The sequence below is a fragment of the Actinomyces sp. oral taxon 180 str. F0310 genome (assembly GCF_000185285.1).
GTDB lineage: Bacteria > Actinomycetota > Actinomycetes > Actinomycetales > Actinomycetaceae > Pauljensenia.
The window spans coordinates 564,853-583,861 of the sequence record NZ_GL622194.1 but is presented as its reverse complement, the minus strand read 5'-3'; the positions used below and the strand labels follow the sequence as shown (position 1 = coordinate 583,861).

At 67.3% G+C, this 19,009-nt stretch carries 15 protein-coding genes and 1 tRNA gene; 11 read left to right on the top strand and 5 right to left on the bottom strand.

Going from position 1 to position 19,009, the window contains the following annotated elements; genetic code table 11:
* The first annotated feature begins 11 nt into the window (after positions 1-11).
* The 6 genes from HMPREF9006_RS02570 (at position 12) to HMPREF9006_RS02550 (ending at position 6,155) form a co-directional block, all read left to right on the top strand.
* On the top strand, positions 12-1,202 hold the full coding sequence (locus HMPREF9006_RS02570; RefSeq protein ID WP_009211975.1) for an N-acetylglucosamine-6-phosphate deacetylase: 1,191 nt from the start codon (positions 12-14) through the stop codon (positions 1,200-1,202).
* Positions 1,203-1,252: 50 nt separating this feature from the next.
* Positions 1,253-1,495, top strand: coding sequence for a hypothetical protein (locus tag HMPREF9006_RS10220; protein ID WP_009211974.1), 243 nt, complete (start codon positions 1,253-1,255; stop codon positions 1,493-1,495).
* 149 nt (positions 1,496-1,644) lie between these two features.
* Positions 1,645-3,261: a hypothetical protein gene (locus HMPREF9006_RS02565; RefSeq protein ID WP_009211973.1), complete on the top strand. Its 1,617-nt coding sequence runs from the start codon at positions 1,645-1,647 to the stop codon at positions 3,259-3,261.
* Positions 3,258-4,253: a hypothetical protein gene (locus HMPREF9006_RS02560; RefSeq protein ID WP_009211972.1), complete on the top strand. Its 996-nt coding sequence runs from the start codon at positions 3,258-3,260 to the stop codon at positions 4,251-4,253. Before HMPREF9006_RS02565 ends, HMPREF9006_RS02560 begins: the two co-directional genes overlap by 4 nt.
* Before the next feature lie 98 nt (positions 4,254-4,351).
* Entirely contained in the window at positions 4,352-5,254 is a 903-nt protein-coding gene (locus HMPREF9006_RS02555; RefSeq protein WP_009211971.1) for a tetratricopeptide repeat protein, read from the top strand.
* 730 nt (positions 5,255-5,984) lie between these two features.
* Positions 5,985-6,155 (top strand): hypothetical protein, encoded by a 171-nt coding sequence (locus tag HMPREF9006_RS02550; protein ID WP_034231984.1) that lies wholly within the window; start codon positions 5,985-5,987, stop codon positions 6,153-6,155.
* Positions 6,156-6,248: 93 nt separating this feature from the next.
* Here the strand turns inward: HMPREF9006_RS02550 and glgB are convergent, their stop codons facing one another.
* The 5 genes from glgB to glgX form a co-directional block, all read right to left on the bottom strand.
* A complete protein-coding gene (gene glgB, locus HMPREF9006_RS02545; protein WP_009211968.1) occupies positions 6,249-8,444 on the bottom strand; it encodes a 1,4-alpha-glucan branching protein GlgB in 2,196 nt (731 codons plus the stop codon).
* 161 nt (positions 8,445-8,605) lie between these two features.
* Complete coding sequence (locus tag HMPREF9006_RS02540) at positions 8,606-10,648, bottom strand: maltotransferase domain-containing protein (protein WP_009211967.1); 2,043 nt, start codon at positions 10,646-10,648, stop codon at positions 8,606-8,608.
* A gap of 149 nt (positions 10,649-10,797) precedes the next feature.
* Positions 10,798-11,055 carry a hypothetical protein gene (locus tag HMPREF9006_RS02535; protein WP_009211966.1) on the bottom strand — a complete coding sequence of 86 codons (258 nt, stop codon included), beginning with the start codon at positions 11,053-11,055 and terminating at the stop codon, positions 10,798-10,800.
* A gap of 23 nt (positions 11,056-11,078) precedes the next feature.
* On the bottom strand, positions 11,079-12,179 hold the full coding sequence (gene trpS, locus HMPREF9006_RS02530; RefSeq protein ID WP_009211965.1) for a tryptophan--tRNA ligase: 1,101 nt from the start codon (positions 12,177-12,179) through the stop codon (positions 11,079-11,081).
* 49 nt (positions 12,180-12,228) lie between these two features.
* Entirely contained in the window at positions 12,229-14,517 is a 2,289-nt protein-coding gene (gene glgX, locus HMPREF9006_RS02525; RefSeq protein ID WP_009211964.1) for a glycogen debranching protein GlgX, read from the bottom strand.
* 187 nt (positions 14,518-14,704) lie between these two features.
* Between glgX and HMPREF9006_RS02520 the strand changes: the two genes are divergently transcribed.
* From HMPREF9006_RS02520 to HMPREF9006_RS02500, 5 genes are all read left to right on the top strand, one after another.
* Entirely contained in the window at positions 14,705-15,508 is an 804-nt protein-coding gene (locus HMPREF9006_RS02520) for an electron transfer flavoprotein subunit beta/FixA family protein (protein ID WP_034231981.1), read from the top strand.
* Between the two features lies 1 nt (position 15,509).
* Positions 15,510-16,490: an electron transfer flavoprotein subunit alpha/FixB family protein gene (locus HMPREF9006_RS02515; RefSeq protein ID WP_009211962.1), complete on the top strand. Its 981-nt coding sequence runs from the start codon at positions 15,510-15,512 to the stop codon at positions 16,488-16,490.
* Positions 16,487-17,689 (top strand): cysteine desulfurase family protein, encoded by a 1,203-nt coding sequence (locus tag HMPREF9006_RS02510; RefSeq protein WP_009211961.1) that lies wholly within the window; start codon positions 16,487-16,489, stop codon positions 17,687-17,689. Before HMPREF9006_RS02515 ends, HMPREF9006_RS02510 begins: the two co-directional genes overlap by 4 nt.
* A gap of 3 nt (positions 17,690-17,692) precedes the next feature.
* The gene (gene mnmA, locus HMPREF9006_RS02505) at positions 17,693-18,784 is read left to right on the top strand and encodes a tRNA 2-thiouridine(34) synthase MnmA (protein WP_009211960.1); all 1,092 of its coding nucleotides are present in this window, start codon (positions 17,693-17,695) and stop codon (positions 18,782-18,784) included.
* A gap of 113 nt (positions 18,785-18,897) precedes the next feature.
* A tRNA-Leu gene (locus HMPREF9006_RS02500) sits at positions 18,898-18,978 on the top strand.
* Positions 18,979-19,009 lie beyond the last annotated feature (31 nt).

Below are 19,009 nucleotides of genomic sequence, written 5' to 3'. Positions count from 1 at the left end.
ACAATGAGGGCATGACTGATTGTGTGCTACGTGGCCGCCTGGTCCTGGAAGATTCCGTTGTCGAGGACGGAATTATTGAGATCGACGGTTCGACCATTACCCGTGTATGCCCCGCTTCCGACTATGACGCAGACCTGCCCGCCGCCACGGACTCAACGTTCCTGCCCGGCCTGGTCGATGTTCACTGCCACGGCGGAGGAGGGGAATCCTTCCCGAACGCGCAGAGCGAGGAGGCGGCCCTCGTGGCCGTCATGGAGCATCGACGCCACGGCACGACCTCCCTGGTCGCCTCCTGCGTGACCGCTTCTGCCGAGGTGCTGCGTGCTCGCGCCAAGACACTCGCCCAACTGGCCAGCGACGGAGAACTTGCGGGCATCCACTTCGAGGGACCCTTCGTCTCGCACGCGCGCTGCGGCGCCCAGGATCCCACCTACATCATCGATCCCGACGCGGAGCTGACGCGAACCCTGCTGGAGGAGTGCCGCGGATACGCCCTGTCGATGACGCTGGCCCCGGAGAAGCCCGGCGCGTACGGTCCCGGCTCCGTTGCTGAGGCCCTCATCGACGGGGGCGCCCTGCCCTCGTGGGGACACACCGACTCCAACTCGGCGATGGCCCGCGAGGCGCTGGAGTACTCTCGGGAGCGTTTCAGCCAGGTTTCCACTACGCGCGGACCTCGCGCCACCATCACCCACCTCTTCAACGGCATGAGGCCGCTGCACCACCGCGACACCGGTCCGATCGCCGAGTTCCTCTCCGATGCCGCGCGCGGGGGCGCCGTCGCCGAGCTGATCTGCGACGGCATCCACGTCGATCCTTCCCTCGTGCGCGACGTGTACGAGCTGGTGGGACGCGACCACGTCGTGTTCGTCACTGACGCGATGGCGGCGGCGGGGATGCCCGATGGCGAGTACACGCTGGGCCCGCAGGACGTCGTCGTGCGCGACGGTATTGCGCGCCTGGCCCAGGGGGATGCGATCGCGGGCGGAACCGCGCACCTCCTGGACTGCGTGCGGGTCGCCGTGACGCGCGGCGGCATACCGCTTGTGGACGCCGTGTACATGGCCACCGTGCAAGGAGCCACCATTTTGGGCGACGACACGATCGGTCGCCTCGCGGCCGGCAAGAAGGCCGACGTGCTCGAGGTCGATGACGGCCTGAACGTGCGCCGCGTGTGGCGCCGTGGCACTGTAGTTGCGTGAGAGGCAAACGAAGCGCGAAACGCCCGTGGGGCGAGGCGCGGCCACTGCAGATGGAGCGCCTCGCCTCCGTGCCACGAAGCGAAACCGGCCCGGATGGCGGCACCTACCAGGTGCGTCGCCTGCCCAGCGCCGCCAAGGAGTACACGTGTCCGGCGTGCCTGCGACCCATTGCCCGCGGAAGCGCTCATATCGTCGCGTGGCCGGAAGAAGCCCCCTTCGGTATGCCTCAGGGCGTGGAGGGGCGACGTCACTGGCATTCGGAGTGCTGGCGGCGCCGTCTGCGACCGGCGTGAGAGTGGATGTGATGTATCACTGCCCTGCGTGCGGATTCGATGGGCACCGGGCAGAGCACGTAGAGTGGGGTCTGGAGAATGCCCTGAGCAGGGCGTGGATATGAGGAGCAACCGTGGAATTTCTTAAGCGATACGTGGCGGCGGCGTCGATGCTCGTTGTCGCTCTCGTATGCGCCCTCGTCGGACTGCTCGGCTTGACCGTCTTCCGGCCTCCGACACAGCAGGTGTCCTCGGTCGATTCGGCGACTGATCTGATCATGACGCGCGGCAACGTACTGTCGATCGTCAAGGATGATGTGACGGTAACCGCGACGTCGAAGTCCGGCGCGCCGGTCACGCTCAGCATCGGCACGACGCAGGACGTCAAGGGCTGGATTGGCGACGCTGCCTACACCGAGGTCATCGGTGTGGAGTCTGATCGTTCAAAGCTCAAGGCCGAGTCGCACGACGCCGCGTCGTCGCCGGACGCGCACGTCGCCCAGCCCGGTGCGCAGGCCGACGTGCAATCCGGAGCACAGCCCCTCAAGGATCCCACCTCGGCGGAGCTCGTTGCGCAACTGGCGTCCTCCGACATGTGGTTCAAGAAGGCGAGCGGCGAGGGGAGCGTCAGCCTGGACTTGGAGAACGTTCCCACGGGACGCTCCGCTTTGGCGGTTTCGGCCGCCGGAGCCGGTGACCTGACGCTGACGCTGACCTGGAAGGTCGAGCAGACCAACACGCTCGCCATCATTGCATTCCTCACGGCCTGCGTCTTCACACTCATCGCCCTCGCGCTCTTCCTGACCCGCTGGCAGCTCCTGCGCCTGCGCAAGATCCGTGCCGCGCGCATCGAAGAACGCCGCAAGGCCGACTCGTTGGAGACCGCATCGATCAACTCCGCGGCGGTCGCCCAACGCGTGGCCGCTCGCCGCGATTCCTCGCCCGTCCCCGCCGAACAGCGTGAGGACGAGGCGCCCGAGGCCCGCGACGAGTCCGCGCAGCGGAGTGAGAGGACGCCGGAGGAAGGCTGGGGGGCAGCGGTCTTCGCCGCGACGCCCACCCGCAGCGAGCCGACCGAACCCGCCGTCGAGGACACGATCGTTCGCGACGTGCCCTCGGGGTCGGACCGTGCGCGCACCCCGGAGGCCGCCGGACTGCCCGAGGACACGATCGTTCGTGACGTGCCCTCCGGGTCGGACCGTGCGCGCACCCCGGAGGCCGCCGGGCTGCCCGAGGACACGATCGTTCGCGAGGTGCCCTCCGGGTCGGACCGTGCGCGCACCCCGGAGGCCGCCGGGCTGCCCGAGGACACGATCGTTCGTGAGGTCCCGCAGGACACCGTCGTACGCGAGGTGCCCGCAGGCTCCCCAAGCGACGCCGCCGCGACCCACGATGACGCCGCCACCACCGGCGCGGAGTACACTCCCGACCCGCTGACCGACACGATGGAGCGTCGCGGACGCCACGGGCTGGCGCAGGGACCGATCGACCAGGATCCGCCCGAGCGAGCGACCACCGACACCGGCGTCATCGACCTGTCAGGCATCCGAGGCGGGCGCACCCTGCCGTCGCGCCGCGCGCTGCGCGAAGCGCGCAACAACGGGGAGCAGGTCCTCGTCGTCGACGGCCAGGAGTTCAACACCGGCCTCATTCCGGTCACGCGCCCCCGCGACGCCGAGCAGGCCCCCGCACCGACGTCAGCCCCCGACGACGACGCGTCGGCAACCGGGGGGTGGACCTCCATCATGTCCGGCTGGCTCAAGGACCGGGAGGAGGGGACCCGATGAAGCGACGCACACTGGCGGCCGCGACCGCGGTCTTGATGGCCTCCACGCTTGCGCTGGGCGCGTGCTCTGGCGAGATCGTCGCCCAATCGGGCGATGCCGCTCAGAGCGCCGCCAACCTCGACCTGGAGCGCATCTCCTCCGTGCTCAGCGACACGGGCACGGCGATGGCTCACGCCGACACCTCAATGAACGCCGCCGACCTGTCGGGGCGCGTCTCGCAGGGGGCGCTGGCGACGCGCACCGCGCAGTACGCGCTTGCCTCCGCGTCGGGGCAAACCCCGCTCGCGCTCGACTTCACGCCCTCGTCCCTGGCGATTACGAACTCCGAGTCGTGGCCCCGGGCGATCTTCAACATCTCCGGCTCCTCCTCGACCGCGCTGCCGGTGCTCCAGGTCTACGTGCAGGAGTCGGCACGCTCGGACTACCAGCTGACCAACTACGCGCGCCTCCTGGGAGGAACGCAGCTGACACTGCCGCCCGTGGGAACAGGTTCCGCGTACGTGACCGGCACCTCCGAAGGATTCACGGTGAGTCCCGAGGCGGCGCTCGCCCAGTACATCACGATGCTCAACTCCGGGACGCAGGATACCTCGCAGTTTGTCGCGGACGAGTTCACGAAGTCCTACTTCTCGATCATCGAGGACCTCAACTCCTCGGTCAGCGCGGCCGGCTCTGTCACGCCGGCGGCAACCGCATCCGACTACCCGATCTCGGGCCTCGTCTTGCAGGACGGTTCGGCCCTGGTCGCCGCGAACTTCAAGTACACCCTGACCTACCAGCGCACTGTCGCCGGGGCCACCATGAGCCTGGGCGGCAACACGGCGGCGCTGAGCCAGTCGGGAGCAACCGTGGAAGGCAGTGCCGTGGCCAACTACCTGGGCACCGTCATCATGCGCATCCCTTCCAAGAGCGCGGGAGGAACCATTCAGATCGTCGGCGGCGAACGCTCCATCGCCTCGGTCACGCTGGATCCGTCCAGCAATCCCGGCTGAGTTTCACCCTCAGCGCACAGTTTGTCCCCGTGGCCTGGCGGCGCGGGGACGACGCCTATCATCGTCACGTACACACCTGAGTTCACGATAGGACCACGATGAACACCCAGACTCCCGGTCACAACGCGCCCGAGGCGCCCGCGCCTACACCCGCCGATTCGCACGGCGCTATCGACCTGTCGGCGCGCGTCGCCACGCCCGCTCCCAACGAAGCGGCTCCGACCGGCGAAGGCCTGCACATTCCGCTCATCACCGCCACCGACGAGGCGGGCTTCCAGGACGTTATGTCGACATCGCAGGCGGTCCCGGTGGTACTCGTCATGTGGTCGTCTCGGTCGCTCGAGTCGAAGCCAACGCTGGCCATGCTCGAAGAGATCGCACGCGAGCACGCGGGCGCGTTCCAGCTGGTCGAGGTCGACATCGATCAGGCGCCGCAGATCGCCCAGGCTTTCCAGATCCAGGCTGTTCCCACGGTCGTCGCCCTCCTCGGTGGGCGCCCCGTTCCCCTCTTCCAGGGCAGCGCCGCCAAGGAACAGGTGCTCCCCGTCGTCTCCCAGCTCCTCGAGGCGGCGGCTCAGATGGGAGTTACCGCGCGCATCGCGGTCGCCGCGGCCGACACCGCCGCTCCCATCCCGCCCGAGCATGAGGGTCCCCTGGAGGCTGAGGCGCAGGGACGCCTCAACGACGCGGTCGCGGCCTGGGAGAAGGTCATCGAGCTCAACCCGCGCGACGAGGCGGCGAAGTCTCACCTGTCGCGCGTGCGCCTGGCCGCCCGTAGCGCGCAGGCCGACGCCACCGACCCCGCGGCTCACGCGGATGCGCTTTTTGCCGCTGGGGACGCAGCGGGTGCCTTCGATGTGCTGCTTGACCTGCTGGCCGCCGCAAGCGACGATGAGGAGCGCGACGGGCTGCGCCTGCGCCTCCTCGACCTCTTCCGCGTTGCAGGCTCCACCCCCGACGTGACCAGGGCGCGCACGCGACTGGCCATGCTCCTCATGTGATCGCGCCGTCGCGCGCTCGGCAGCAAGCGCAGTGCGAACGAGGCCGGAGCAGGATCGCCTGCCCCGGCCTCGTCGTATTGTCCTGGGTTAGCGCACCTGCGAGACCGGTGCCAGCCACACGGCGCCCAGCGGGGGAACGCGCAGCTGCGGCACGAGGGGAGGAGTCACCGAGCGATCGGTAGAGGACCAAGCGACAGGTCTTGAAATCGCGAGCAGGAGTGCGAACATGCTCCTGACGCGAGGTTTGTCATGCCTCGGAAGGGCGTGGGGCTCAGTGCTGTGAGGCGGAAGACCTCGGGGGCAGTCACGTACCCGGAGACGAGCGTCGTCGGGACGAGGATGAGATCCCGGTTACTATACGCAACATCACGCTAATCGCAAAGAGCTTTTAAAGAAAGTGTCTTGACAGTGTATAGAATCGCTCGTTACAGTCAAGATGACAGTGAGGTCGGAAGAAGGAATAACTGACATGAGGATAGCAATGCGCCTGTCGTGCTGTGTTGTTCTTATCGTAGGCATGATGGGCGTTGTCGCGCCCGCGAGTGTTTCGGCACATGCGGTGTTCTCAGCGTGCTGAAGAACTGTGCGTACTACTCGGAGAGTGGACACTGCGTCGATTGGTATCCCCAATCAGTGGACGTGCTATAACGATCTGGAATCGTCCTCATGAGGATTATCAGATTGCCCAATGTCTGGCTTGGTTGGGCTACGGTTCGAGGGGGTGAAACCGGTGAAGTGGTTCATTATCGCCGCCATCTTCGTTGTCGTCGCCACCTGGTATGGCTGGCATTCGACGCACAGTGAGCTGACGAAGAAGATCGACCGAGAATCCGATCCTGAGGCCCGGCGCGAACTCATCAAGCTACAGGGACAGATAGACCGGGGGAGGGCGGGCCTCTAACCGCCCGACACCCACCATACCCTCGCCAGCAAGCGCAGTGCGAACGAGGCCGGAGCAGGATCGCCTGCCCCGGCCTCGTCGTATTGTTCTGGGTTAGTGCACCTGTGAGACCGGTGCCAGCCACACGGCGCCCAGCGGGGGAACGCGCAGCTGCGCCGACACGGGACGCCCGTTCCACGGCGTATCCTCCGCGATGACGGAGCCGACGTTGACGACACCCGACCCGCCGAACTCTTCGGCGTCGGTGTTCAGGATCTCTACCCACTCACCGCCGAAGGGCAGGCCCACGCGGTAGCCCTCGTGCGGGTTGCCGGCGAAGTTGGACACGCACACGATGACCTCGCGGTTGCCCTGTTCATCCGAGCCCTTACGCAGGTAGGAAATCAGGTTGTGGTCCCCATCGGAGGCGTCGATCCACTCGAATCCCGTGTAGTCGTCGTCCCACAGAGCGGGGGAGGAGGTGTAGATGGCGTTGAGCCGCTCGATCAGGTGCGCGACGCCCGCGTGACCCTCCTGGTCCAGGAGCCACCAGTCGAGGGAGTAGGACTCGTTCCACTCCTGCTCCTGGCCGATCTCCTGACCCATGAAGAGGAGCTGCTTGCCCGGGTGGCTCCACTGGTAGGCGTAGAGCGAACGCAGCCCGGCGAGCCGCTGCCACTTGTCCCCGGGCATCTTGGAGATGAGGGAGCCTTTGCCGTGGACAACCTCGTCGTGGGAGAGGGGAAGCACGTAGTTCTCGGAGAACGCGTACACGAGCGAGAAAGTCAGCTCGCCGTGGTGCCACCTGCGATTGACGGGGTCCTCGCTGAGGTAGCGCAGGGTGTCGTTCATCCACCCCATGTTCCACTTCATGCCGTAGCCCAGGCCGCCGCCGCTGGTCGGCGCGGTCACGCCGGGCCACGCGGTGGACTCCTCCGCGATCATCACGATGCCGGGGTGGCGGCGGTAGGCGGTCGCGTTCGCCTCCTGGATGAACTCGATGGCCTCCAGGTTCTCTCGCCCGCCGTACTGGTTGGGACGCCACTGACCGTCCTTGCGCGAGTAGTCCAGGTAGAGCATCGACGCCACCGCGTCGACGCGCAGGCCGTCAATATGGAAGTCCTCCAGCCAATACAGGGCGTTGGCGACCAGGAAGTTGCGCACCTCGCGGCGACCGAAATTGAACACGTAGGTGCCCCAATCGGGGTGCTCTCCGCGCAGCGGGTCCGGGTCCTCGTACAGGGGCGTGCCATCAAAGCGCGCCAGCGCGAAGTCATCCTTCGGGAAGTGCGCGGGAACCCAGTCCAAGATGACGCCGATACCCGCGCGGTGGAAGGCATCAACCAGGTAGCGGAAGTCATCCGGCGTCCCGTAGCGCGACGTGGGCGCAAAGTAGGAGGTCACCTGGTAGCCCCACGAGCCGCCGAAGGGGTGCTCGGCCAGGGGCATGAACTCGACGTGCGTAAAGCCCATCTGCTTGACGTAGGGGACCAGCTCGTCGGCCAGCTCGCGGTAGCCCAGGCCCTGACGCCACGAGCCCGCGTGGACCTCGTAGACGGACATGGGGCCGGTGTGGACGTTGCGGTCCTTGCGCGTTTCCATCCACTCCTGGTCCCCCCAGGTGTGGAAGTAGTCGGTGACCACCGAGGCCGTGGCGGGGGGAATCTCCGTGGCGCGGGCGAGCGGATCAGCCTTCTGGAACCAGTTGCCACCCGGACCCTGGATCTCGAACTTGTAGCGCGCGCCCACGCCAACGTCGGGAACGAAGATCTCCCACACGCCCGAGGATCCCAGAGAACGCATCGACGTCGTGGAGCCATCCCAGTAGTTAAACTCGCCGACAACGCGCACCGCGCGCGCGTTGGGGGCCCACACGGCAAAGGCGGTGCCGGAGGTCTCGCCCAGCTCGTCGGTGTAGGTCGTCACGTGCGCGCCGAGAACCTTCCACAGGTTCTCGTGGCGGCCCTCGGAGATCAGGTAGGTGTCCATCTCGCCCAGGGTCGGCAGGTAGCGGTAGGGATCGTCGCGCACCGTCGTGTCTTCGCCGTAGGTGACGGACACGCGGTAGGGAGGGATCTCCTTGCCGGGCACGACCGCGACCCAAACGCCGCCTCGCTCGTGGGTGGCGGCGTAGGCTCCCGTGGGCGTGATGATGTCGACGGCGTCAGCCAGGTGGGCGACCGTGCGAATCGTGACGCCCGTGTCGCCAAGGTGCGCGCCGAGCACGGCGTGTGGCGAGTAGTAGGAGCCTGAGGCAACGGCGTCGAGGGTGTCGTCATTGACCGGGATCGGCGTAAGTTCGAAGCTCATGGATGTTCCTTACTCCAGGTGGTGTGAACCGCTCAGTTCACGGGTGTTTGTAGTCTATCCTCTGCCTGGCAAAAGGGGGAGGTGGGTCTCATTTTGCCGGGCGTTTGAGGCGGCGCGGGAACGTCGGCCTTGCCGGGTTGCACGCCGACGACCCGCCGCCGTCAGGCCTGTGCCCACGGGGAGGAGTGGGCGGGTTCGACCGTGAAGACGTGGCCGAGGCGAGTCACGGGGGAGAGCGACACCCAGTTGGACGAACCCCACACGTAGGAACGCCCGTCCAGCTCGTCCACGACGGTGATGTGTCCGCCCGGCGTGGCCAGGCCCATGGCCTCCAGGTCGAGTTCCACCGAGGCGTCGACGCCGTTGTGCGGATCCAGCGAGATGACACAGATGACGGTGTCGGGTACGCCGTCGTGCGTGAATCGTCCGGGCATCTGGCGCGAGAACGCGACGAGGCGGTCCGAGGACGTTGGGTGAATGCGGATCTGGTGGAGCTGACGGAGCGCCGGATGCTTGGCGCGCGCCGCGTTGAGCAGTGTGAACAGGCGCGTAATCCCGATGTCGTCGGCGTCCGCCCACCGGCGCGGCCGGAACTCGTACTTCTCGTTGTCGTTGGGTTCCTGGAAGGACCCTCGCGGCACATTCTCGACGAACTCGTAGCCAGAATAGATGCCCCAGGTGGGCGAGCCCAGCGCGGCAAGCATCGCGCGGATCGCAAAGATGGCTGTGCCCCCCTCCCACATTTGCGGGGTGAGGATGTCATGAGTCGTCGGCCAAAAGGCCGGGCGCATGAGGTGCGCGGTGTCCTGGGAGACCTCAAGCAGGTAGTCTTCGATCTCCGTCTTGGCGGTCCTCCACGTGAAGTAGGTGTAGGACTGATCGAAGCCGATTGCCCCCAGGGTGCGCATCATCGCGGGGCGCGTGAAGGCCTCAGCAAGGAAGAGCGTGCCCGGGTGGGCGGCCTTGACGTCGGCGAGCATCTTCTCCCAGAACGGAATGGGCTTCGTATGCGGGTTGTCGACGCGGAAGATCGTGACCCCGTGGCGAACCCAGACCTCGATAACCGCCCGGATCGCCTCGTAGATCCCACCCGGATCATTGTCGAAGTTCAGCGGGTAGATATCCTGGTACTTCTTGGGTGGGTTCTCCGCGTAGGCGATGGAGCCGTCGGCGCGGGTCGTGAACCACTCGGGGTGCTCGCTCACCCAGGGGTGGTCGGGGGAGCATTGGAGGGCGAGGTCCAAGGCGACCTCCAGCCCAAGGCTGCGCGCGCGGGCGACAAACCGATCGAAGTCGTCGAAATCACCTAGGTCGGGGTGGATCGCGTCATGCCCGCCGTCGGGGGAGCCGATGGCGTAGGGGGAGCCGGGATCGCCCGGGGCGGCGGTAAGCGAATTGTTCTTGCCCTTGCGGTGGGTCGAGCCGATCGGATGGATCGGTGTCAGGTAGACAACGTCGAAACCCATCTCCGCGATGCGGGGCAGCTCCTCGGCGGCGCTGGCGAGCGTGCCCGAGACCCACGACCCGTCTGGGCGTTGGAAGGCCCCAGCCGATCGGGGAAAGATCTCGTACCAGGCGCCGGCGAGCGCCTTCACGCGGGCGACGTCGAGGCGGTACGTGCGCGAGGATCCGATGAGGTCGCGCAGCGGGTGATCGCGGAAGATGAGGCGCACGCGCGAGGAAATGCCCGCCGAGAGGCGCTGCTGGGCGGAGTGGGTGGTGTCGCGCAGGCGGCGGGCGGCGTCGTGGAGGACCTCAATGTCCGAGGCCGGGGGGCGCTCCTGCGTCGGGTTTGCCTCGGCATCACCGGCAGCTGCCCGCTCCATGAGGCGGGCGCCCTCTTCCAGCATGAGTTCCACGTCCACGCCCGCGCCGAGCTTGACGGTGGCGTCGTGGTGCCACGTGGCGTAGGGGTCGGACCAGGAATCGACGCGGAACGACCATGCGCCCGGCGCGTCCGCGGCGACCCATGCTTCGTAGCGGTCCAAACCGGGGGCGACGTCGACCATGCGCGTGCGGGAGTGCTCACCTCCGCCGGGGGTGAGGAGGACGGCTTCGGCGGCAAACGCGTCGTGTCCTTCGCGGAACACGGTTGCGCGGATGGGGAAGGGCTCTTCTTCGGTCGCCTTAGCGGGAAGCGTTCCGTCCTCGACGACGGGAAACACTTCAATGATCGGGATACGGGGTAGCAGGTTCTCGCTCACATGTCTCACACTAGCCTATTGGCACGCTCGGGCGGAAGCGAAACGGCCGCGGTGACCCGTGCGTGTCGGGGCGGGAGAACCCCGTTGGCGAGGCGCACAAGAACGCGGAGCAACCCGTAGGGGCGCTCCGCGTCCAAACGAGGCGACGCCTAGTACCGCACGCTCTCGAGGGCAGCCCAGATGGACGCGCCAAAGACGACGAGCACGATGATCGTGACGACGACGCCGATGATCTGCCAGACGAACAAGGCACGCGCAAAGTTCCTCTTGGACGGGGAGGAAGCGGAGGACAGGGCGAGAACCAGGAGGTAGACGAAGCCAACCAGCGGAATCCAGCACAGGAGGAGGGTGATCATCCACCCGCCGACGCTATCGTCGGGATGCTCCGGGAAGTGACCGTATGCCATGGGCGTCTCCAATCGCGTGAGGGTCAGTAGTTCATCTGCATGGCGGTGCGGACCTCGGAGAGGGTCTGGTCCGCCTGCTCGTTCGCGCGTTCATTGCCCGCATGCAGGATGGACAGCAGGTGGTCCTCGTTGGCGATGAGCTCGGCCCGGCGCGCACGCAGGGGAGCGAGCATGTCGTTGAGGGAGTCCGTGACGAGGGCTTTGAGGGCTCCCGCGCCGCCGTCTCCGATGCGATCGGCGATCACCTCGGGGGCATCACCGGTGGCGAGCGAGGCCAGCATCAGGAGGTTCGACACCTCGGGACGCCCCTCGGGGTCGAACGTGATGCGGCGCTCGGCATCGGTCTTGGCCTTCTTCAGGATCTTCGCGGTCTCATCGGCGCTCATGCGCAGTTCGATCGTGTTCCCGCGCGACTTGGACATCTTCTGTCCGTCGGTGCCCAGCAACAGAGGGACCTCGGACAGGAGGGCCTCGGGGCGAGGGAAGACGGGACGCTCCGGGGTCGCGCGCCCGTAGCGCTTGTCGAAACGTTGAGCAATGAGGCGGGCCTGCTCCAGATGGGGGAGTTGGTCCTGGCCGACCGGGACAATGTTGGCCTTGCAGAAGAGGATGTCTGCCGCCTGGTGGACCGGATAGGTGAGCATGAGGCCCGTCATGGCGCGCCCCTCCGTGGCCTCCAGCTCCGCCTTGACCGTCGGGTTGCGGTGCAGCTCGGACTCTGTGACGAGGGAAAGGAAGGGGAGCATCAGCTGGTTGAGGGCGGGCACGGCCGAATGATTGAAGATCGTGGAGCGCTTCGGATCAATCCCGGCGGCGAGGTAGTCCGCCACGAGGCCCAGGACGCGCTCTCGAATCGGCCCCACGCCGTCGCGGTCGGTAATGACCTGGTAGTCGGCGACCAGCACCCAGGTGTCGACCCCGCGATCCTGCAGGAGCACCCGGTTGCGCAGGGTGCCAAAGTAGTGACCCAGGTGGAGGTGCCCCGTCGGGCGGTCACCCGTGAGGATGCGGAAACGCGACGGATCCTGGTCGATGGCCAGGTCGATCTCGGCGCTGCGCGCCTTGGATCGAGCCAGAGAGGCATCGGAGGTGGAGGTTTCCAGGGCGTCTTCACTGCGTGTCATGCGTTGTTCCTAACGGGTGGATGGGGGTGAAGGGAAAACGTGGGTTCGCTCAGCTTTCCGGGTGGAAGCATACGTCCGACAGGAGGATGGTCACGGAGAGAGCCTCGATGGAAAGCGTGGAACGAGGGGTGACGTGCTCGACCTCGAGGGAGAGCTCACCTGGGTCGCGTAAGGCGCCGACGCCTCCCTGCGCGGGAGACTCCCACACGGTGGAGTATGCGATCAACCAATCCAGGTCGTGTCCCGCCGGGAGGGTGACGTGAGCGTCGTCGAGGTTCGCATTGATGATGATGAGGGCGTCGCGATCCCCCCACTTCAGACCGGATCGCAGTATCTGGAACGTGCGATGACGCGAGTCCGTCCACCCGTAGTCCGGCATGGGCGTGCCCTGGGCGGTGTACCACGACAGGTCGGGAATCGTGTCGCCGCCGTAGGGCTGGCCGGTGGCAAAGCGGTCAGGGCGCAGGACCGGGTGAGCCCTGCGCAGTGCGATCAACCAGGAGACGGTGTCGATCTGCGCCTGCTGGCCCTCGGCCAGGTCCCAGTCGATCCACGAGATCGGATCGTCCTGGCAGTACGCGTTGTTGTTGCCGTACTGGGTGCGGCCAAACTCATCCCCTCCCAACAGCATCGGCGTGCCCGAGGAGACGAACAACGTGGCCAGGATGTTGCGCTGCGAGCGTGCCCGCAGGTCGGCGATCGTCATGTTGGAGAGGATCGCGTAGGGGGTCACAGCGTTGGGGTGCGTCGCGTTGGACGCGAGAGTGCCCTCGACCCCGTGGTTCCACGAACGGTTGTCGTCCGAGCCGTCCCGGTTGTTCTCCAGGTTCGCCGTGTTGTGCTTGCGGTCGTAGGCGGTCAGGTCCGCCAGCGTGAATCCGTCGTGGGCGGTCACGAAGTTGATGGATGCCCGAGGTCCACGCAGTCGCCCGAGGCCGTGTTCGAAGACGTCCTGGGAGCCAGACAGGCGAGTCGCCAGGTCATTCGGCCCGGACACGACATGGCCCGATGCCTGGGCGCGCACGTCCGCGAGCCAGAAGTTACGCAGCGCGCCCCGGTAGTGGTCGTTCCACTCGGAGAAGGGGACCGGGAAGTTACCTGTCTGCCAGCCGCCGGGGCCCACGTCCCACGGCTCGGCGATGAGCTTGGCGTGCGCAAGGTCGTCATCGGTCGCCATGGCGATGAGCAGCGGGTGCATGGGACTGAATCCGGTCGCGAAGCGGCCCAGCGTGGCCGCCAGATCGAAACGGAAGCCGTCCACGCCCATGTCGCGGACCCAGTAGCGCAGCGAGTCCAACACCATCTGGATCGCCTTGGGGTGGTCCACGTTCACCGTGTTGCCGGTTCCGGTCACGTCGATGGTCTGGACCGGACGCGAGGTGGTGTGTCGGTAGTAGAGATCGGAGTCCAGGCCTCGCCACGACAGCGAGGGGCCTGCGTCGCCTCCCTCGCACGTGTGGTTGTAGACGACGTCGAGAATGACCTCGATGCCGGCTTGATGCAGCAGGGACACCATGCCGCGGAACTCGTCGACAACGGCCTGGGCGCCTCCCGCCCGGGACTCGGCGGTCGCGTAGGAGGGTTCGGGTGCAAAGAAGGACAGGGTGGAGTAGCCCCAGTAGTTCGTCAGGCCGCGCTCGGTGAGGAAGGGCTCGTCGCACTTGGCGTGCACGGGGAGCAGTTCGACCGCCGTGATCCCCAGATCCTTCAGGTAGGACACGGACGCCGGGTGGGCGAGGCCGGCGTAGGTGCCGCGCAGGCGCGGGGGCACACCCGGCATGTTCTTGGTAAAGCCCTTGACGTGAATCTCGTAGATGACGGTGGTCTCCCACGGCGTGTGCGGCCTGGGTGCAATGGGAAAGGACGGGTCAACGACAACCGAGCGCGGCATGTGCGGGGCGGAATCGAGGGGCGAGCGGCGCATCGGATACTCCGACGGGTACAGCTCCTCGTCCACGCAGTGGGCGTACACCGCGGGCCGCAGATCAACAGCGCCTTCGATGCCCCGCCCGTAGGGGTCGAGCAGGAGCTTGTGGGAGTTGAAGAACTTGCCGCCGTCGGGGTCCCAGGGGCCGTGGACGCGGAAGCCGTAGCGGGTGCCCGCGCCAAATCCGGGAATGTGGCCGTGCCACACGCCCGTGCGCGGACCCATCAGGGCGTAACGTGTCTCCGCCCCCTCCTCGTCGAAGATGCACATGTCCACAGCGTGAGCGTCCCGGGCTACCACGGCAACGTCAAGCCCATCCCCGGACGTGTACACGCCGATACGTGTCGGGGTCGGGTTGGGCGCGGTGACCCGCACGGTTGGGATGCGGGACGAGCCCGAACGCTCGGACATAGACGAGAGCCTCTTCCTGATGAACGACCGACCGTGCCGCGGCGGCGGGCACAGTCGCCATCCATGATACGTGACCGTTAACGTCGGGGCCGGATTGGAGGTCTCGGCTCGACTATGAAGAGCGGCACGCGTCGGTGAGGGGACCCTCATGTGGGCGAGGGGCGCGGAGTATGGCACGCTAGAAGCCATGAGAATTGTCGTGTGTGTGAAGCATGTCCCCGACATGCAGTCCGAACGTCGCTTCGAGGGCGGCCGCCTGGTGCGCGGTGAGGACGATGTGCTCAACGAGCTAGACGAGAATGCCATCGAAGCTGCCGTCAGCCTGAAGGAAGCCGAAGAGGACGCGGGCCGCCAGGCCGAGGTCATCGCGCTGACGATGGGACCCGAGGACGCCGAGGACTCCCTCATGCGCGCCCTGCAGATGGGCGCCGACCGTGCCTACCTCGTGACCGACGAGTTCCTTGAGGGCTCTGACGTCATCACGACCGCCTCTGTCCTGTCCGTTGCGATCGCGAAGATCAGCGAAGAATGCGGCCCCGTTGATCTCGTGATCACCGGCATGGCCTCGCTGGACGCGATGACCTCCATGCTGCCCGGCGCACTGGCCGCCAAGGCTCACATGCCCCTGCTGGGACTGGCGCGCTCCCTGAGCGTCGACAGTGGCGCCGTCACGATCGAACGCGCCGTCGACGGCTACACCGAGACCGTGCGTGCCGCGCTGCCCGCCGTCGTCTCCGTGACCGATCAGATCAACGAACCGCGTTACCCGGCCTTCGCCGCCATGAAGGCGGCTCGCAAGAAGCCGCTGGAACAGTGGGGGATTGATGACCTCGTCGAGGTTCCCGGTGGTGAGGCCCTGACGCTGCGTCGCGCCCTTTCCTCCGTGACTCACGGCGAGGAGAAGATACGCGACGGCTCCGGAACGATCATCCAGGACGCCGGCGAGGGCGGGCGCGCGCTGGCCGACTACATCCTTTCGGTGGTGAAGTGATATGACGCAGCAGCAGATGAGTTCCCCGATCCTTGTTCTGGCCGATCAGGCGGGCGATCACCTGACGCCCCTAGCCCGCCAGGCGCTCACGCTGGCCGCGTCCCTGACCTCCGCCGACGTCGTCGCCCTGTCCCTGGCCGCCACCCCGGATGTGGCCGCGCTGTCTGAGCTGGGTGCGACCCAGCTGCTGCATGCCGACATGGGTCAGGTCGCGCGTTCATCGGTCGTCGCCTCCGACGCGCTTGTTTCCGCGCTGGCGACCGACAACTTCGGCCTGGTGCTGCTGTGCTCGGACTACCGCGGGCGCGAGATCGCCGGTCGCGTCGCGGCGCTGACCGAGGCGGGCGTGGTTTCCGGTGCATCCTCCGTCTCCTTCGACGGCGGAGTCCTCCAGATCGGCAAGACCGCACTGGGGGGTTCCTGGTCGATGCGCATCGTCCTCGAGGGCCAGACCCCGATCGTCGGCATCGCCTCCGGCGTCATCGACGAGGCAGAGGTGGCCTCTCCTGTTGCCCTGACTCCGCAGGCCCTGTCGGTCGAGCTGAGCCCCGAAGCCCGCGCGATCGAGGTCGTCTCAAGCGTCGCCGACGACTCCGAGGGCGTGTCCCTCCAGGACGCGTCGACGGTCGTGTGCGGCGGACGCGGCGTGAACGGAGACTTCGAGCTGGTTCGGTCCCTGGCCAACGCCCTGGGTGGCGCCGTGGGGGCGACCCGCGTCGCCTGCGACGAGGGCTGGGCTCCGCGCAGCGAGCAGATCGGGCAGACCGGCCTGACCATCACCCCGAACCTGTACATCGGGCTCGGCGTGTCCGGGGCGATTCACCACACCGTTGGCATGCAGTCCGCAGCCCACATCGTCGCGGTCTGTGACGATCCCGACGCCCCGATCTTCGAGATCGCGGACTTCGGCGTGGTGGGCGACGTCACCGAGGTGGTGCCCGCGGCGCTGGCGGCCATCGAGGAGGCGCGCGCCCAGGAGTGAGCGTTTATCTCGACCATGCGGCCACCACCCCGCTGCGCGAGTGCGCGCTCGAAGCGTGGACCCGCGCTCAGCGCGACCTGAGCGCCTCTCCCGGCAACCCCGCCGCCCTTCACTTCGGAGGGCGGCGCGCCCGTCGCATGCTCGAAGACGCCCGCGAGCAGGTCGGGGCCTGCCTAGGGGCCGACATGCACGAGGTCATCTTCACCTCCGGTGCCACCGAATCGGATGCCCTCGGCGTCATGGCTGCCGCCCGAGGGATGCGCTCGCGCGATGGGGCTCGTGAGCTGATCGTCGTCTCGGGTCTCGAGCACGACGCGGTCGCCCATCAACGTGAGGTTGCCTCGCGCGAGGGCTTCGAATGGGAGGTCCTTCCCGTGGATGCGGGAGGGGTCTCGGAGCTGCCCGTGACCGTGAACGGCGCTCGCTCATCCTGGGATGGACGCCTCGCGCTCGGCTCCATGACCCTCGTGTCCTCCGAGATCGGTACGATCCAACCCGTCGAAGAGTTTGCGTCGCGCGTGCACGCGGACGGCGGCCTGGCTCATAGTGACGTTGCCCAGGCGATTGCCACCATGGACGTGTCGTTTCGTCGCATGGGAGTGGACCTCGTGAGTGTTGGCGGGCACAAGGTCGGCGCGCCCGCAGGTGTCGGGGTCCTCGTCGCCACGCGCGGCATACCCATGGTGACCGACCGGCCTGGGGGCGGACACGAGCGCGCGATTCGGTCGGGCACGCCCGACGTCGCGGGTGCCTGCGCCCTAGCTGCGGCGCTCGATGAAACGGTGCGCGAGCGCCCCGCGTTTGCCCGCCGCTCCCGTGAGCTGCGTGAACACCTCCTCACTCACCTGCCGCTCGGCGTGGAGGCGACGGTGGGGGAGTCAGCCGCCTCCAGCGCGATCATTCACCTGTCCCTGCCCACTGCACGCCCCGAGGCCGTCCTCATGGCCTTCGACATGGCCGGCATCGCCGTATCCGCCGGGTCGGCGTGTCACGCGGGGGTCACGCGCCCCTCCGAGATCGTCATGGCGATGGGGCGCAGCGAGGAGGCGGCGCTGGGGGTCCTGCGCGTGTCCCTCGGGCATGACACGACGCGCGCCGACATCGACGCTTTCCTCGGTGCCCTTCCGTCGGCCATTCGGGCGGGAGCATCCCTCGATGGAGTCACTCACGCCCGCAACGAACGCAACGAGGAAGGGTAGCGTATGCGAGTACTCGCAGCTCTGTCCGGCGGAGTGGATTCCGCGGTCGCCGCCGCGAAGGCCGTCGAGGCCGGGCACGACGTCGTCGGTGTCCACATGGCGCTGTCCTCCCAGCCTCAGGAATGCCGCATTGGCTCGCGCGGATGCTGCTCGATCGAGGATGCCGGGGACGCGGCGCGTGCCGCGCAGATCATCGGCATACCGTTCTACGTGTGGGACCTCGCCCAGGAATTCGAGCAGACCGTCATCACGGACTTCGTCGCTCAGTACAAGGCCGGGCGTACCCCCAACCCCTGCGTGCGCTGCAACGAGTTCGTGAAGTTCCGCGAGCTGGCCAGCAGGGCCCGCGCCCTCGGCTTCGACGCGGTGTGTACGGGGCACTATGCTGCAATCGTTGACGGGCCCTCGGGGCCGGAGCTGCACAGGGGAGCGGACGCGCTCAAGGACCAGTCCTACGTGCTGGCGGTGATGGGACCGGAGGAGCTGGCTCGCGTCGTTCTTCCCCTGGGACAGGCGCCTTCCAAGGCGTGGGTGCGCTCCGAGGCCGAGCGCCTGGGCCTGGGCGTGTCCAATAAGCCCGACTCCTACGACATCTGCTTCATCCCCGACGGGGACACGCAGGGCTTCTTGCGCGCGCACCTGGGTGCCTCTGAGGGTGAGATCGTCACCCCCGACGGCGAGGTCCTGGGACGCCACGAGGGCTACTGGAACTACACGGTCGGCCAGCGTAAGGGCCTCGGCATCGGCGCGCCCGCACCGGACGGACGTCCCCGCTACGTGCTGGAGACGAGGCCCGAGACCAACCAGGTGGTCGTGGGGCCCTCAGAGCTCCTGTCCATCTCCCGTATCCACGCGACGAACGCCGTGTGGCTCGCCTCCGACGACGCGGGGAACGAACCCGCCGACCTCTTCGTTCAGCTGCGCGCCCACGGTGCCCCCATCCCCGTGGCCGAGCTGGTGCGCGACGAGGCCTCGGCCACGATCGACGTGGTCCTCGAGGATGGCGCGCGCGGCGTTGCCCGGGGCCAGTCGATGGTCATCTACCGGGGAAGCCGCGTCCTGGGGGAGGGGACGATCGGGCGCACGGAGCGCTGAGGGGCGCACCCGGGCGAAAGCCCACCGCTGACCGACCGGCGCGGAGGCCCCGCACGCGCCGTGTGGCTCGGTGCGGCGACGCCGCCTGGCTCTTCGGCTACACTTGGGTGCGCGCGCGAGTGGCGGAATTGGCAGACGCGCTGGATTTAGGTTCCAGTGTCTATGACGTGTGGGTTCGAGTCCCATCTCGCGCACGGTTGCCCGGCCCGGTCGCACCGGGCGAGG

What these genes read in the sequence shown, in the direction of transcription:
- trpS (WP_009211965.1), bottom strand. Translation starts at nt 12,179, where the DNA reads ATGACACGCAGTGAAGACGCCCTGGAAACCTCCACCTCCGATGCCTCT.
- glgX (WP_009211964.1), bottom strand. Translation starts at nt 14,517, where the DNA reads ATGTCCGAGCGTTCGGGCTCGTCCCGCATCCCAACCGTGCGGGTCACC.
- HMPREF9006_RS10220 (WP_009211974.1), top strand. Translation starts at nt 1,253, where the DNA reads ATGGAGCGCCTCGCCTCCGTGCCACGAAGCGAAACCGGCCCGGATGGC.
- HMPREF9006_RS02560 (WP_009211972.1), top strand. Translation starts at nt 3,258, where the DNA reads ATGAAGCGACGCACACTGGCGGCCGCGACCGCGGTCTTGATGGCCTCC.
- HMPREF9006_RS02515 (WP_009211962.1), top strand. Translation starts at nt 15,510, where the DNA reads ATGACGCAGCAGCAGATGAGTTCCCCGATCCTTGTTCTGGCCGATCAG.
- HMPREF9006_RS02555 (WP_009211971.1), top strand. Translation starts at nt 4,352, where the DNA reads ATGAACACCCAGACTCCCGGTCACAACGCGCCCGAGGCGCCCGCGCCT.
- HMPREF9006_RS02565 (WP_009211973.1), top strand. Translation starts at nt 1,645, where the DNA reads ATGCTCGTTGTCGCTCTCGTATGCGCCCTCGTCGGACTGCTCGGCTTG.
- glgB (WP_009211968.1), bottom strand. Translation starts at nt 8,444, where the DNA reads ATGAGCTTCGAACTTACGCCGATCCCGGTCAATGACGACACCCTCGAC.
- HMPREF9006_RS02520 (WP_034231981.1), top strand. Translation starts at nt 14,705, where the DNA reads ATGAGAATTGTCGTGTGTGTGAAGCATGTCCCCGACATGCAGTCCGAA.
- mnmA (WP_009211960.1), top strand. Translation starts at nt 17,693, where the DNA reads ATGCGAGTACTCGCAGCTCTGTCCGGCGGAGTGGATTCCGCGGTCGCC.
- HMPREF9006_RS02535 (WP_009211966.1), bottom strand. Translation starts at nt 11,055, where the DNA reads ATGGCATACGGTCACTTCCCGGAGCATCCCGACGATAGCGTCGGCGGG.
- HMPREF9006_RS02570 (WP_009211975.1), top strand. Translation starts at nt 12, where the DNA reads ATGACTGATTGTGTGCTACGTGGCCGCCTGGTCCTGGAAGATTCCGTT.